Source organism: Vibrio sp. D173a (assembly GCF_030248475.1).
In genome coordinates this window covers 95079-109143 of the sequence record NZ_JAHGAH010000007.1, presented here as the reverse complement: position 1 = coordinate 109143, position 14065 = coordinate 95079, and the positions used below count along the sequence as shown (strand labels likewise).

Genomic DNA, 14065 nt, shown 5'->3' with positions numbered 1-14065 from the left:
AACTGATCGGCATTAGAGCGTTAATGCTCGGTTTTTTTGTGCCTACTCAAATTCTTTTCCCCAATTGTCTTTCTCTTTGTGTCCACATTCCTTGCAGGTGACATAGCGATCCATATCGTAATAGTGACCGCCATTTATCAGGGTGTGAGCCCAAAGCTTTAACATTCCAAGAATCGATTTATCCGTATCATAACTGCTTGGTTTACGGACTAGCACTTCAGAGTGTGGTGTTTCTCTATTGCATCGCTTACAAAAGTGAGCTGCGGGAACACCTGACATACGCATTTCCTTTGGTGGTCAAACAAGGAGCTAAAGTGCCAAGTGAAATACGCGAGGTCAGAAATTAATATATTTCTGGTGTGAATGTATTGTGAAGTGAAAAGATAGTTTACCGCGAGGTAGATCACTTACTTAATGCGCTCAGCCTCCGTATCAGGTACTATCTGTGACACGAATTTTTGGTGAGGCGAAGGATAAATGCTAAAAGTTGCGATCAATGGATTTGGACGTATCGGTCGTAATGTACTGCGTGCAGTATATGAGAGCGGTAAGCATCAGCAGATAAAAGTTGTGGCGGTTAATGAACTCGCGCAACCCGAAGCGATGGCACATCTTCTTCAATATGACACCAGTCATGGCCGCTTCGGAAAGAAAATCTCGCACGACCAAGAGCACCTCTATGTTCACCACGACAGTAGTGAATACGATCCCATTAGAATCCTTCACCTTGCTGAAATTGAACTCTTGCCATGGCGTGACTTAGAAGTCGACATCGTGCTCGATTGCACTGGTGTTTTTGGCTCACAAGCAGACGGCCAAGCTCATATTGAAGCTGGCGCGCAAAAAGTTCTGTTTTCACATCCTGGCGCAAGCGATCTCGATAACACCATTATCTACGGTGTGAACCACGAAACCCTCAAAGATGAACACCGCGTGGTGTCCAACGGTTCATGTACCACCAACTGTATCGTTCCTATCATCAAAGTATTAGATGAGGCCTTTGGCATTGAGTCTGGCACCATCACCACGATTCACTCTTCAATGAACGATCAGCAAGTTATCGACGCTTACCACAATGATTTACGTCGTACGCGTGCAGCCAGTCAATCCATCATTCCTGTCGATACTAAGTTGCATAAGGGTATTGAAAGAATCTTCCCGAAATTTTCCAACAAATTCGAAGCAATTTCGGTTCGAGTTCCGACAGTTAACGTCACTGCGATGGATTTAAGTGTCACAATTAGTACAAATGTGAAAGTTAATGACGTAAATCAAACCATTGTTAACGCATCTCAGTGTACATTACGTGACATTGTTGACTATACTGAATCGCCGCTCGTTTCCATCGACTTTAACCACGATCCCCATAGTGCAATTGTGGATGGAACTCAGACAAGAGTGAGTAACGGGCAACTCGTTAAAATGCTCGTTTGGTGCGATAACGAATGGGGCTTTGCTAACCGGATGCTGGATACCGCCTTAGCAATGCAAGCTTCTTCACAAGTGGAGCAATAATGGTGAAGAGGCGATGGAGAAATTTTTTATTTTAAGCCTTGAAATAAATCTGACGTATCTCCATATCTGTAACCAGTTTGAAGAATTAACGGGCTTGGCAGGATTGCCGAGTTTTTAAAAACTTTAATTATTTAATATTTGAGAGGACACATCATGTCTGTAATCAAGATGACTGACCTGGATCTTGCAGGTAAACGTGTATTTATCCGTGCTGACCTAAACGTGCCAGTAAAAGACGGTAAAGTAACTTCAGATGCACGTATCATCGCATCTCTTCCAACTATCAAGCACTGTCTAGAAGCAGGCGCTAAAGTTATGGTTACTTCTCACCTAGGTCGCCCAACTGAAGGTGAATACGCTGAAGAGTTCTCTCTACAACCAGTAGTTAACTACCTAAACGACGCACTAGACTGCGAAGTTAAACTAGCGAAAGACTACCTAAACGGTCTAGAACTAAACGCTGGTGAACTCGTTGTTCTAGAAAACGTTCGCTTTAACAAAGGCGAGAAGAAAAACGAGGAAGAATTATCTAAGCAATACGCTTCTCTATGTGACATCTTCGTAATGGACGCATTCGGTACAGCTCACCGTGCACAAGCATCTACTCACGGTGTAGGCATGCACGCAGACGTAGCATGTGCTGGTCCTCTACTAGCGAACGAACTAGAAGCGCTAGGCAAAGCAATGGACAAGCCAGCTCGTCCAATGGTTGCTATCGTAGGTGGTTCAAAAGTTTCTACTAAGCTAACTGTTCTTGAGTCTCTATCTAAAATCGCTGACCAACTAGTTGTTGGCGGTGGTATTGCTAACACATTCATCGCAGCTGCTGGCCACAACGTTGGTAAGTCTCTATACGAAGCAGACCTAGTTGAAACAGCTAAGAAGCTAATGGACGAGTGTGCAATTCCAGTAGCAACTGACGTTGCATGTGCGAAAGCATTCGACGAGAACGCAGAAGCTGAAATCAAGCACGTTTCTGAAGTACAAGACGACGACATGATCTTCGACCTTGGTCCAGATTCAACTGCTGAACTAGCAGAAATCCTTAAGAATGCTAAGACTATCCTATGGAACGGTCCAGTAGGCGTATTCGAATTCAAGAACTTCGAAGCAGGTACTAAAGGTATCTCTGAAGCTATCGCAGCTTCTGAAGGTTTCTCTGTTGCAGGTGGTGGTGACACGCTAGCAGCTATCGACAAGTTCGGTATCAAAGCTGACGTATCTTACATCTCTACTGGCGGCGGTGCTTTCCTTGAGTTCGTAGAAGGTAAAGTACTTCCAGCAGTTGAAATGCTAGAAGCACGCGCTAAGTAATATTAGTAAAGCGGGAGTCCTCTCCCGCTTTCTTGTTTGCTGCAACGAGAGTGGAACTCTGCTAAAATAGCCCCAGTTGTGAGCAAACGTTTGCAAGATTTTCAATTTAACAAGTTTTGTTTATAAAACGACAGATAAATAGGATTACATCCATGTCTAAGATCTTCGACTTCGTAAAACCAGGTGTTATCTCTGGCGATGACGTTCAGAAAGTATTTGAAGTAGCAAAAGAGAACAACTTTGCACTTCCAGCAGTAAACGTTGTTGGTACTGATTCTGTAAACGCAGTACTTGAAGCAGCTGCAAAAGTTAAAGCTCCAGTTGTTGTTCAGTTCTCTAACGGCGGCGCAGCTTTCTTCGCTGGTAAAGGCGTTAAACTTGAAGGTCAAGGTGCTCAAATCCTTGGCGCTGTAGCTGGTGCTAAATACGTTCACGCTGTAGCTGAAGCTTACGGTGTGCCAGTAATCCTACACACTGACCACGCTGCTAAGAAACTTCTACCATGGATCGACGGTCTACTAGACGCTGGTGAAGAGTTCTTCGCTCAAACTGGTAAGCCTCTATTCTCTTCTCACATGCTAGACCTTTCTGAAGAGTCTCTAGAAGAGAACATCGAAACATGTGCTAAGTACCTAGAGCGCATGGCTAAAATGAACATGACAATCGAGATCGAACTTGGTTGTACTGGTGGTGAAGAAGACGGCGTTGATAACTCTGATATGGACGCATCTGAGCTTTACACTTCTCCAGAAGACGTTGCATACGCATACGAGAAACTAAGTGCTGTTAGCCCACGTTTCACTATCGCAGCATCTTTCGGTAACGTACACGGTGTATACAAGCCAGGTAACGTTGTTCTAACTCCAACTATCCTACGTGACTCTCAAGCATACTGTGCAGAGAAGTTCGGTATTGCACCAAACGCTCTAAACTTCGTATTCCACGGTGGTTCTGGTTCTACTGAAGCAGAAATCCAAGAGTCTATCGGCTACGGTGTTATCAAAATGAACATCGATACTGATACACAGTGGGCTACATGGGATGGTATCCGTCAGTACGAAGCTGACAACCGCGATTACCTACAAGGCCAAATCGGTAACCCAACTGGCGAAGACGCGCCAAACAAGAAGTACTACGATCCACGCGTATGGCTACGTGCTGGTCAAGCTTCAATGGTAGCTCGTCTAGAGAAAGCATTTGCTGACCTAAACGCAGTAGACGTACTATAATTCGTCTTACCTGAGTTTTTAAAAACCCGCTCTCAGAGCGGGTTTTTTTATGTCTAGACAATGAGACAATTCGGATTCTCTCTCTTGTGGCAATTGATAACTCGGTCAACTGCTATATGATCACCTTACTTCATATCCCTTCTGTTTTTGGCGCAAATTTCGAAACCAAGCGCATTTCAGCACCAAGTGGCATAAAACCAAGTAAAAAATGTGGCGAAATGTAAATCCATTGCGTACTCTGTAATATGCCGATATCAGAAAACTCTGATAACACTTTGTTTTGTAGGTCTTTGCGAAACTCTGACTTTGCAAAATTTCAGTTTTGAGATATTGTGCCAAAAATCTGACAGTGTTCAGGAAAACAATAGGGATGTTGTTGTGAATAAGAACCTATAAAAAACACGGTTCATAAGTTAACGGCAATTAGATTTATATATCTTTATTTTGAGGATACGAATATGGCAGGTGAATCGATGGGTATCGATACCTCTTTAACGGATGGTTTGAGCAAAGCTGAAACATGGCTAAATAACAACTCAGATCTTCTTATTCAGTACGGTGTAAACATCATATCTGCACTGCTGATCCTATTTATCGGTAACATTATCGTTAAAGCGGTAGCAAACAGCGTTTCAAAAGTGCTTGAAAAGAAAAAGATGGACAAAGCGGTTGTTGAATTCGTCAACGGTCTAGTTCGTTACCTTCTATTTGTTATCGTACTTATCGCGGCACTAGGTCGTGTAGGTGTTCAAACTGCATCTGTAGTTGCGGTAATCGGTGCGGCAGGTCTTGCTGTTGGTCTTGCTCTACAAGGCTCACTATCTAACTTCGCTGCGGGTGTATTGATTGTTGCATTCCGTCCATTCAAGTCTGGTGACTACGTAGAAATCGGCGGTGTGGCAGGTAGCGTTGAAGCAATTCAAATCTTCCAAACAGTACTAAAAACACCAGACAACAAAATGGTTGTTGTACCTAACTCGTCAGTTATTGGCGGCGCAATCACTAACTACTCTCGCCACGCGACGCGTCGTGTAGATCTAGTGATTGGTGTTTCTTACAAAGCGGATCTTAAGCAAACTAAACAAGTGATTCGTGAAACGCTAGAAAAAGACCCTCGTATCCTGAAAGATCCAGACATGACGATTGGTGTGTTAGCACTAGCAGATTCTTCAGTTAACTTCGTAGTTCGTCCATGGTGTAAAACAGCTGATTACTGGGACGTTTACTTCGATTCTACTCTAGCAATCAAAGAAGCGTTGGATGCAGCTGGTATCGAAATTCCATTCCCACAAATGGACGTTCACTTGAACAAAGTAGAAGCTTAATCCCTTCGATTGAGAACATGAAAAAGCGAGGCAATGGCCTCGCTTTTTTTATATCCCAATGTTCTAAAGTTCTAAAGTTCTAGCAGAGTGTTACTGCCAGCAAGGAGCAGACGTTTAAGTTCGCTACCTGCAAAGCCAAAGGTTAACTCGGGTAAACCTGGTGTATAGAGCAACTCATCGTGTTGGTAGAGTGCCGTATCGACGATAATAGTGACATGCTCAGGTAAGCCAATAGGACAAACTGCACCGGGTATACAGCCTAGCTGCTCAACCATTTCATCGTCGCTGCAAATTGAAGGTCGTTTACCAGTCATGGCTTTGATTTGCTTGGAGTCTAAACGTGAATCCTTGTCGGTTAGGTATACGGCATAACCTTGCCCTTTTAGCTTGAGAAAAAGACTCTTAGTATGCGTGCCGGTCCAACCGAGTTGTGCGGCGACTTTGAGGTCGGTTTCGAAGTCGAGAATGGCTTCATGTTGCCACTCTCGAAAGGGGATGGAGAGCGCATTAAATCGCTCTCGATTGAGTTGATAGATTTTTTCCAGTGACTCCATGTCGTGTTTCTTTCCTATTTGTCTTTACCAGTATTTGGTGACTAACTCATTCGCAAGTACAAAAGCGATAGTAAACATCATAGCGGCAACCGCAATATCGATGCCTTTCTTCACTTTCGGTTTTGAGAGTGTCGGGCCCAACTTCGCTGCGCCTAATGACAACGTGTAGAACCATACAAATGACGCCATGATGGTGCCCATTGCAAATGCGATACGATCGTTGCCTTCGAACTGACCACCGATAGAACCTAAGATCACCACAGTATCCAAGTAGAGGTGCGGGTTCAAAACGGTAACCGCCAGTGCGCCGAGAATCACGGTGCGGCGCCCGCGCGCAACCACTTCACCTTTCGACTCTGAAGCGTCTGCGGGTTTGAATGCACTCTTTAATGACAGTAAGCCGTAAACGCTCAAGAAAGCAATGCCACCTAATGTCACCGATGTCAGTAGGATTTCATTTTGCGACAGAATTGCACCGCCACCGAAAATGCCGAGCGAAATGAAGAGCATATCTAGGATGCTACAGATGGTCGCGGTCGTCAGGTGATGTTGGCGCTTAATACCTTGGTTAAGGACGTACGCATTCTGCGCACCGATTGGAATGATCATCGTCGCACCTAAACCGAATCCTTGTAATAACACCCAAAAGCTCACAACACACCTCAAAAATTTAGCAATAGAACAACAGAGGAGTGGAAGATAAAGCTTTTATTTAAATAAGTATAATTAATGATTTTAATATATTATTAGCTTTGCTTATCTTTTGGCTTTGGCTTTGGCTTTGGCTTTGGCTTTGGCTTTGGCGTTTATTAGGGAGGAAAAACACGTGCGAGGATTGGATTATAAGTGGATAGAGGCTTTGGATGCGGTGGTACACCAAGGCAGTTTTGACCGAGCAGCGGAGCACCTTTTTGTTTCGCAATCAGCTATTTCCCAGCGTATCAAGCAACTCGAGAAATATCTCGCTCAGCCGGTTCTTATTCGTGAGCAACCACCCAAGCCAACCCCGATAGGTAAGAAGCTGCTCGGGCTTTATCGTCGTGTCAGGCTCCTTGAACATGAAATCCTACCAGAACTCAAAAACGACACCACAACACGGCCTGTACAGCTTTCATTAGCAACCAATGCAGATAGTCTTGCGACATGGCTGCTACCTGCGCTGCAGGATGTAATGAAGCATCGTCAAGTAGAGCTTAAGTTAACCATCTACGGTGAGTCGCGCTCAATTGAAAAACTCAGAAGTGGTGAGGTCGCTGGGGCAATCAGTTTGGAATCTCAAGCCATCCCGGGCTGTCGAGCGGATTACCTTGGTCGCATTGATTATGTTTGTGTCGCCAACCCTGAGTTTTATCAGCGATATTTTACAGAAGGCGTGAATAATCAAACACTGGCTAAAGCGCCAGCAGTCTCTTATGATCAATACGATGATTTACATAAGAAGTTTTTGACTGAACACTTCAACGTTAGGCCAGACCGCGTGATTCATCACAACATCAGTAGTTCTGAAGCTTTTCTTAAAATGGCATTAGCTGGAGTCGCTTATTGTTTGATTCCTAGGTTGCAGATCACTGATGAATTAGAGAATGGCGAGTTAATCGATATTACGCCTGGCTTTTTAATGTCTTATCGAATTTACTGGCATCACTGGCAGTTAGAAACGGGTGTGCTTCAAGAGATCTCACAAGCGATTGTAGGTTACGCGCAACAGCACCTTCCGCAATAAGTTCCCAACTGACTCGCGTATTAAAGGGAAATCACTGCGAAGTAACACAGTCAAAGTTGTGTTAGAAGTCGCGTAGGGCGCTTGGATAATTGGCAGAAGTTTCTATGATTAGTCTATATACACTCCAGTTCATTGGTGTCTCTTATTATTCGAGTTTAGACGCCAATTCATTCGCCAAGGCATTCATCGAGTATCTCGCCTGAACTCCGGCATGTGGAGTGACTTCAATCTTTCAAAACGGATGGATTTATCGAATGAAACTGTCTTCATGTTTATTGGCCTCAGCACTCAGCCTTACCAGCATTTCTGTTTTTGCGAATGATGTGCCGAATTTTGCCCATGTATCAACCACGGGTTACGGTGAAGTGGTTGCAACACCAGATATGGCAACCTTCTCTGTAAAGGTTGTTGATACGACAATGACAGCTGAGCAGGCGAAACAATCGGTCGATAATACGGTTGATGAGTTTCTGAAGAGCCTAGCCGATGCTGGTTTATCGAAAGACAATATTACCAGCTCAAACTTGTACTTAGCGCCACAGTACCACTACCCGAAATCTGGGAAAGCGGAACTGGTTGGTTACCGAGCGTCACGCAGCATTGATGTAACCGTCAGTGATTTAGCGAATTTGAATGAATACTTGGACATGGCGCTTAAGGCGGGCATCAACCAAGTCGACAACATTCAGCTTAAAGTGAGTAACCAATCTGAGTACCAGCAAAAGGCACGTATGGCAGCGATTAAAGACGCGCAAAGCAAAGCGGCCTCTTTAGCGACGGGGTTTGATAAGAAGCTAGGTGATGTGTGGCAGATCAATTATAACCAAATGCACGCTCGCCCTGTACTGATGCGCTCGATGGCAATGGATGCGAGAGAGAGCTCTAACAGCTACCAAGACTCTACACTCGTGATTCGTGACCAAGTTGATGTGGTTTACAAGCTTAAATAAGCCCGGTTAAACACGATGAATAGAAACAGAAAAGGCAGGGAAGTCCCTGCCTTTTTTATGTTCATTAATCCGCGCTTAGTGAAGGATACGAGCACGAATTGTGCCTTCGATGCCTTTTAGTTTCACGAGTGCTTCTTCTGAGCGAGACGTCTCAACGTCGATAACTACGTAGCCGATCTCTGCTGCCGTTTGTAGGTACTGACCCGCGATGTTAATGCCTTCTTCTGCGAAGATGGTGTTGATTTGCGTCAGGATACCTGGGCGGTTTTTGTGGATGTGCAGTAGACGCGAGCATTCACGGTGTTCAGGCAGTGATACTTCTGGGAAGTTCATGCTTGATAGGGTTGAGCCGTTATCTGAGTATTTCGCCAGTTTACCTGCTACTTCAACACCGATATTCTCTTGCGCTTCTTGCGTTGAGCCACCGACGTGTGGAGTTAGGATGACGTTGTCGAACTTCTGCAATGGAGACTCAAATGCATCCGCATTGGTTTTCGGTTCTACAGGGAATACATCAATCGCAGCCCCCGAGATATGGCCGGATTCTAGGCTATGGCATAGCGCAGGGATGTCGACCACGGTACCACGTGCAGCGTTGATAAAGATTGCACCGGGCTTCATGCGTGCAAACTCTGCTTCACCCATCATGTTCTTAGTTTCTGGTGTTTCAGGTACGTGCAAAGAGATCACGTCACACTTGTTCAGTAGCTCACTCATAGTGAACACTTGCGTTGCATTACCTAGAGAAAGCTTGTTTTCGATATCGTAGTAGTAGACACGCATGCCCAAGTTTTCTGCGATGATACCCAACTGAGTGCCGATATGACCGTAACCGATGATACCCAGACGCTTACCACGTGCTTCGTAAGAGCTGTCTGCACTCTTCTTCCAAATACCACGGTGTGCGAGTGCGTTTTTCTCAGGGATACCACGAAGAAGCAGTAGAACTTGCCCTAACACCAACTCGGCAACGCTGCGCGTGTTTGAGAATGGTGCATTAAATACAGGGACACCGCGTCGAGCGGCAGCACTTAGGTCAACTTGGTTGGTACCGATACAAAAACAGCCAATTGCAACTAGCTTGTTCGCCGCATTGATCACTTCTTCCGATAGGTTCGTTCGGGAACGGATACCGATGAAGTGCACGTCTTTTACTGCTTCAATCAGCTCTTCTTCTGAAAGGGAACCTTTGTGATATTCAATGTTGCTGTAGCCAGCTGCTTGAAGAACTTCAACTGAAGAAGGGTGAAGTCCCTCGAGCAAGAGGATCTTAATCTTTTCTTTTTCCAGTGAAACTTTGGCCATTTTTCTCGTCCTTAAAATGGAAAGGTGGGCTAATGTGGCGCACATAAAGCAAAACCATTAAAAAGGGGATAATTAACAGTTTTGTCGGAAGACAAACGTTTCCCTGTGCGTCTTCTGCTCAATAAAGTAACAAAAAATTTTTGCTTTGGGTAAGAAAATTACGGAATAAGGCATGCTTTTCTTAGAAAAAGGAAGAAAAAACGGCGTCCTAGGGCGCCGTCTGTAATGAAACAACAGAAAATTTAAATCATCTAATGATTTATTCTTCTATTTTCGCACCTTCTGGTGTGCCAGTGATAACCACGTCAGCACCACGGTGAGCGAATAGACCCACAGTTACCACACCTGCAATGCCGTTGATCTTGTCTTCAAGCTCTTTCGGGTTAGTGATTTGCATGTTGTGTACGTCTAGGATTACGTTACCGTTGTCCGTTGTTACGCCTTCACGGTATGCAGGGTCACCGCCCAGTTTTACCAATTCACGAGCCACGTAAGAACGCGCCATTGGGATAACTTCTACAGGAAGTGGGAACTGGCCAAGTACGTCAACTGCTTTTGTGCCGTCAACGATACATACGAATTTTTCTGAAATAGCCGCAACGATCTTTTCACGAGTCAGTGCAGCACCGCCGCCTTTGATCATTTCACGTGCTGCGTTGATTTCATCTGCACCATCAACGTAGATATCTAGCATTGCTACGTCGTTACACTCATAAACCTCAATACCAAGCTCTTTTAGACGCTCAGTTGAAGCAACAGAGCTAGACACTGCACCCTTGATATCATCTTTGATACTGCCTAGGGCATCGATGAAGTGATTCACGGTAGAGCCAGTACCAACACCGACAATGCTGCCTTTCTCAACATACTTAAGTGCTGCCCAACCAGCCGCTTTCTTCATTTCATCTTGAGTCATGCCAATCTCCTGAATAGATGTTCGTTAACGTTTGCGGCGTGATTATAGCGGGTAAGTGTTACTTTTCCCATTGCCAGATTTGGCTTGGAGTCACGATCTTAGGCAATGGAATATCCCAATTTTCAATAGGTAGACGTTCAACGTGCTGACAATCGTGGGCAATACCGATAGGTTTGGCGCCTTCGCCAGTACTAAACCAGCGTGAGAGCGTACGGTCGTAGTAGCCTCCGCCCATACCTAAGCGATGGCCGACACTGTCAAACCCGACTAACGGCGTACAAATGACATCCAGCTCACGCACTGGTTTGAGGTGACGAATATCCAGCGCAGGTTCTAAGATTCCGTATTTGTTGTACACCAACTGATCATCATTGAGATACTGCAAAAAGAGTAACTGACCTTTCGAGAAAGGGTGGATGACGGGCAGGTAAATCGACTTACCTTGCTGCCATAGTGACTCTATTAGAGGTTTGGTGTCTAACTCGCCATCGGCGGAGAGGTAGATGGCAATGTGTTGTGCGGTTTTGATTTCCGGTAATTGTGAAAATTGGTGAATCAGATCGAGCCCTGCTTGAAACTGAGTGTCACTACACAGCGCATTGCGTTTTTCACGGATAAGTTTGCGGAATTCTTGTCGAGATAGGTCTGACATAGAGAGGATACCCCAGGGTGCCGTTGAGGATTGTGGCCCTTGAACCAGCTGGTTCAAGGCGGATCAGCAATGATAACCGTAGGCTTCTCGGTGCATGCCAAGCTTGCTCAATAGCTATCAAGTACTAACCCTTAGGTATTGCTTATCGGCTCAGGGACTTAAATCCAACTGACGCACACCCCAGGGTAAATTTGGTATCTACTGCTGTCCTTGCGTAACTTTACTAAGCGCGCTTTCTAAAGACGCGGTGAGCTTTTCCATTCGCTCAGTCATTTCTTGTTGCTGACCGTTAGATTCGTATGACTTGGTGTGCAATTCATAACAAATGTTCAACGCAGCAAAAGTCAGTAGCTGAATTTCATTGGTTACCTTAATACGCTCGCTCATCTCTTTCAATCGACGATCAAGATCTTTAGCCGCTGTAATTAGTGACTCTTCTTGCCCTGCTGGACAATTGACTCGTGTCATTTTGCCAAGGATTTCAACGTCGATCGCTTGATTGCTCATGATGAATAAACTCTATATTCGCGCTATCTAAGGCGTTGCGTTATACAACTACCGAGGAGGAAACTATAGGAAAAGCGCTATTAAGATTCAAGCATTTCCCATCACAGAAAGAAAAATGGTGAAGTGATCACACAGGAATTGGGCAAATTGTCTAAATGCTGTCCAAAATTGAATTTGATAGCCGTTTCAGCCGACTAGGCTTGATGGTAGGATATGTCGATACATTATTACGCAAGAATGAGCCAAGATTATGAGTGAAATCACCCTTCCTGAATACCAATCTATTGCTGCCGAACTGAAATCCGCAAGTCTTGCTGTGACGCCAGCAGAGTTGCACGGTCTACTTGTTGGCATGCTAAGTGGTGGATTGGCGATTAACGACCAAACCTGGCAACCGATTCTGTTTGATTACACCAACGAAGGCATGGGCTGGCCATCAAGTGCATTAGGGTTGGCACAAAGTGTGTTCCAAGTAACGGTAAACGAGCTAACTGGCACTTCTATGGAATTGTCGCTGCTGCTTCCTGATGAAGCGGGTGAAGAAGGTTTGTTTGCTCTAGCTGATGGCGTGTCTGACTTTGTGAACCACTTTATTTCTGGTATGGGGTTAGCGGGGATTGCAATTGATAAAGCCTCAGACGATGCGAAAGAAGCATTAACTGATCTAGAAGAAATCGCTAAGCTGGGCATTGATGAAGATGATGACCTAGGCGAGCAAGCACTATTGCTAGAGCAAGTAATCGAACACGTAAAAGCCTGCGTATTAACTATTCATGCAGAGTTTGGTGCTCGTCCTGAAAGCAACGAAAACAAACCAACGATTCATTAATCACTCGTTCTCCATTATCGAATAGCTTCTAGAGGTTAGCATGAGGCAATATGATGTTGTAATTGCTGGTGGTGCCATGGCAGGGGCCACACTGGCGCTGGCAATCGACCGTTTATCCAAAGGCGCACTGCAAATTGCGGTTGTCGAGCCTTTTAAAGCCCAATCGGACCAACATCCTGGGTTTGACTCTCGCTCGATTGCTCTGTCCTACGGTACGGTCAACATCCTGCGTCACTTACAGTTGTGGTCTGCCATCGAGCCTTGTGCTACCCCAATTGAACATATTCATGTTTCTGACCGCTCTCATGCGGGCATGACCGAAATTACCAAGCATGAAGTTGGCGTTGAAGCGCTTGGCTACGTAGTGGAACTCGCCGATGTTGGCCGTGTCTACCAAGAGCTTTTGGATAAGAGTGAGGCGATCACTCTGCTTTGCCCTGATTCGGTTGCGAACATCGAGCGTGAGCAAGACAAAGTACACATTGAACTGAGCAGCGGTGAAAAGCTTGAAGCTAAACTGCTGGTGGCTGCCGATGGGGCAGTATCGCAATGTTGTCAGCAAATCGGCCTAGAGTTGTCTGAACATGATTTCGACCAAGTGGCAGTGATTGCGAACATTGTGACGCAAGAGCCTCATCAAGGTCGTGCTTTTGAACGTTTTACTGAAAATGGTCCAGTCGCACTGCTGCCGATGAGTGACAACCGTATGTCGTTAGTATGGTGCCTTCGTCCTGAAGAAGCGCAAACCGTGGTGAACTTGTCCGATGCAGAGTTTCTTGAGCGCTTGCAGAACGATTTTGGCTGGCGACTAGGTGCGATGGAGAAAGTTGGACAACGCGCGAGCTATCCGCTTCTTCTTCGTCATCGCAAGCAAAACATTTCGCACCGTTTTGCTATTGTCGGCAATGCCGCACAGACGCTTCACCCGATTGCAGGGCAAGGCTTCAATCTTGGTATTCGTGATGTGGCATCTTTAGCGGAAGAGGTTGTTAAGCAAGCTGAAGACGTGGGTCGTTACCAAGGCTTAATGCGATTTAGCCAGCGCCGTGAAGACGATCGCAGCGAGACGATTTGGCTAACCAGCTCTCTCGTGCATATTTTCTCAAATGATTTACCGGCGATGCGAATTGGGCGTAATCTTGCCCTCGCAACGATGGATAACCTTTCTACTTTTAAGCAGCCGCTGCTACGCCATACACTTGGTTTAGTGAAACGATAAACGGCAACGAATTAGGTAACAAATAGC

15 protein-coding genes and 1 other RNA gene are annotated in these 14065 nt (G+C 45.3%); 8 read left to right on the top strand and 8 right to left on the bottom strand.

Annotated features, from left to right (window positions below; translation table 11 throughout):
• Positions 1-42 precede the first annotated feature (42 nt).
• Complete coding sequence (locus KIV40_RS01560; RefSeq protein WP_134976350.1) at positions 43-279, bottom strand: hypothetical protein; 237 nt, start codon at positions 277-279, stop codon at positions 43-45.
• A 198-nt stretch (positions 280-477) separates the two neighbouring features.
• On the opposite strand from KIV40_RS01560, the gene epd reads away from it, so the two are divergent.
• The 4 genes from epd (at position 478) to mscS (ending at position 5383) form a co-directional block, all read left to right on the top strand.
• The gene (epd, locus tag KIV40_RS01555) at positions 478-1515 is read left to right on the top strand and encodes an erythrose-4-phosphate dehydrogenase (protein ID WP_005531601.1); all 1038 of its coding nucleotides are present in this window, start codon (positions 478-480) and stop codon (positions 1513-1515) included.
• Between the two features lie 153 nt (positions 1516-1668).
• The gene (locus tag KIV40_RS01550; protein ID WP_005436484.1) at positions 1669-2829 is read left to right on the top strand and encodes a phosphoglycerate kinase; all 1161 of its coding nucleotides are present in this window, start codon (positions 1669-1671) and stop codon (positions 2827-2829) included.
• Positions 2830-2981: 152 nt separating this feature from the next.
• Positions 2982-4058, top strand: coding sequence for a class II fructose-bisphosphate aldolase (gene fbaA / locus KIV40_RS01545; protein WP_012128936.1), 1077 nt, complete (start codon positions 2982-2984; stop codon positions 4056-4058).
• 458 nt (positions 4059-4516) lie between these two features.
• On the top strand, positions 4517-5383 hold the full coding sequence (gene mscS / locus KIV40_RS01540) for a small-conductance mechanosensitive channel MscS (RefSeq protein ID WP_005531607.1): 867 nt from the start codon (positions 4517-4519) through the stop codon (positions 5381-5383).
• Positions 5384-5454: 71 nt separating this feature from the next.
• Here mscS and KIV40_RS01535 read toward each other — a convergent pair whose 3' ends face one another.
• The gene (locus KIV40_RS01535; protein ID WP_045451138.1) at positions 5455-5937 is read right to left on the bottom strand and encodes a YbaK/EbsC family protein; all 483 of its coding nucleotides are present in this window, start codon (positions 5935-5937) and stop codon (positions 5455-5457) included.
• A 24-nt stretch (positions 5938-5961) separates the two neighbouring features.
• On the bottom strand, positions 5962-6591 hold the full coding sequence (locus KIV40_RS01530; RefSeq protein WP_005429924.1) for a LysE/ArgO family amino acid transporter: 630 nt from the start codon (positions 6589-6591) through the stop codon (positions 5962-5964).
• A gap of 172 nt (positions 6592-6763) precedes the next feature.
• Between KIV40_RS01530 and KIV40_RS01525 the strand changes: the two genes are divergently transcribed.
• Both KIV40_RS01525 and KIV40_RS01520 read left to right on the top strand, forming a co-directional pair.
• Positions 6764-7660 (top strand): LysR family transcriptional regulator ArgP, encoded by an 897-nt coding sequence (locus KIV40_RS01525; RefSeq protein WP_285347787.1) that lies wholly within the window; start codon positions 6764-6766, stop codon positions 7658-7660.
• Between the two features lie 254 nt (positions 7661-7914).
• Positions 7915-8610 (top strand): oxidative stress defense protein, encoded by a 696-nt coding sequence (locus tag KIV40_RS01520; protein ID WP_005429927.1) that lies wholly within the window; start codon positions 7915-7917, stop codon positions 8608-8610.
• Positions 8611-8685: 75 nt separating this feature from the next.
• On the opposite strand, the gene serA is transcribed toward KIV40_RS01520, so the two are convergent.
• From serA to KIV40_RS01495, 5 genes are all read right to left on the bottom strand, one after another.
• Positions 8686-9915: a phosphoglycerate dehydrogenase gene (gene serA, locus KIV40_RS01515; protein WP_285347786.1), complete on the bottom strand. Its 1230-nt coding sequence runs from the start codon at positions 9913-9915 to the stop codon at positions 8686-8688.
• Between the two features lie 259 nt (positions 9916-10174).
• Positions 10175-10831 (bottom strand): ribose-5-phosphate isomerase RpiA, encoded by a 657-nt coding sequence (rpiA, locus tag KIV40_RS01510; protein WP_005436473.1) that lies wholly within the window; start codon positions 10829-10831, stop codon positions 10175-10177.
• Positions 10832-10889: 58 nt separating this feature from the next.
• Complete coding sequence (locus tag KIV40_RS01505; protein WP_012128929.1) at positions 10890-11483, bottom strand: 5-formyltetrahydrofolate cyclo-ligase; 594 nt, start codon at positions 11481-11483, stop codon at positions 10890-10892.
• A gap of 5 nt (positions 11484-11488) precedes the next feature.
• Positions 11489-11673: non-coding RNA, 6S RNA (gene ssrS / locus KIV40_RS01500), on the bottom strand.
• 8 nt (positions 11674-11681) lie between these two features.
• Positions 11682-11990 (bottom strand): cell division protein ZapA, encoded by a 309-nt coding sequence (locus KIV40_RS01495; RefSeq protein WP_285347784.1) that lies wholly within the window; start codon positions 11988-11990, stop codon positions 11682-11684.
• A 250-nt stretch (positions 11991-12240) separates the two neighbouring features.
• Here KIV40_RS01495 and KIV40_RS01490 point away from each other — a divergent pair, with 250 nt between their 5' ends.
• Together KIV40_RS01490 and ubiH are read left to right on the top strand one after the other, a co-directional pair.
• Positions 12241-12819, top strand: a complete 579-nt coding sequence (locus KIV40_RS01490) for a YecA family protein (RefSeq protein WP_010650321.1) — start codon at positions 12241-12243, stop codon at positions 12817-12819.
• A 40-nt stretch (positions 12820-12859) separates the two neighbouring features.
• Positions 12860-14038 carry a 2-octaprenyl-6-methoxyphenyl hydroxylase gene (gene ubiH / locus KIV40_RS01485; RefSeq protein ID WP_285347783.1) on the top strand — a complete coding sequence of 393 codons (1179 nt, stop codon included), beginning with the start codon at positions 12860-12862 and terminating at the stop codon, positions 14036-14038.
• Positions 14039-14065: the final 27 nt, after the last annotated feature.

Bases quoted from the DNA above. Each gene is read 5' to 3' on its own strand.
- serA (WP_285347786.1), bottom strand. From the start codon at position 9,915: ATGGCCAAAGTTTCACTGGAAAAAGAAAAGATTAAGATCCTCTTGCTC.
- ubiH (WP_285347783.1), top strand. From the start codon at position 12,860: ATGAGGCAATATGATGTTGTAATTGCTGGTGGTGCCATGGCAGGGGCC.
- KIV40_RS01535 (WP_045451138.1), bottom strand. From the start codon at position 5,937: ATGGAGTCACTGGAAAAAATCTATCAACTCAATCGAGAGCGATTTAAT.
- mscS (WP_005531607.1), top strand. From the start codon at position 4,517: ATGGCAGGTGAATCGATGGGTATCGATACCTCTTTAACGGATGGTTTG.
- KIV40_RS01550 (WP_005436484.1), top strand. From the start codon at position 1,669: ATGTCTGTAATCAAGATGACTGACCTGGATCTTGCAGGTAAACGTGTA.
- KIV40_RS01505 (WP_012128929.1), bottom strand. From the start codon at position 11,483: ATGTCAGACCTATCTCGACAAGAATTCCGCAAACTTATCCGTGAAAAA.
- fbaA (WP_012128936.1), top strand. From the start codon at position 2,982: ATGTCTAAGATCTTCGACTTCGTAAAACCAGGTGTTATCTCTGGCGAT.
- KIV40_RS01490 (WP_010650321.1), top strand. From the start codon at position 12,241: ATGAGTGAAATCACCCTTCCTGAATACCAATCTATTGCTGCCGAACTG.
- KIV40_RS01495 (WP_285347784.1), bottom strand. From the start codon at position 11,990: ATGAGCAATCAAGCGATCGACGTTGAAATCCTTGGCAAAATGACACGA.
- KIV40_RS01560 (WP_134976350.1), bottom strand. From the start codon at position 279: ATGTCAGGTGTTCCCGCAGCTCACTTTTGTAAGCGATGCAATAGAGAA.
- rpiA (WP_005436473.1), bottom strand. From the start codon at position 10,831: ATGACTCAAGATGAAATGAAGAAAGCGGCTGGTTGGGCAGCACTTAAG.
- KIV40_RS01520 (WP_005429927.1), top strand. From the start codon at position 7,915: ATGAAACTGTCTTCATGTTTATTGGCCTCAGCACTCAGCCTTACCAGC.
- epd (WP_005531601.1), top strand. From the start codon at position 478: ATGCTAAAAGTTGCGATCAATGGATTTGGACGTATCGGTCGTAATGTA.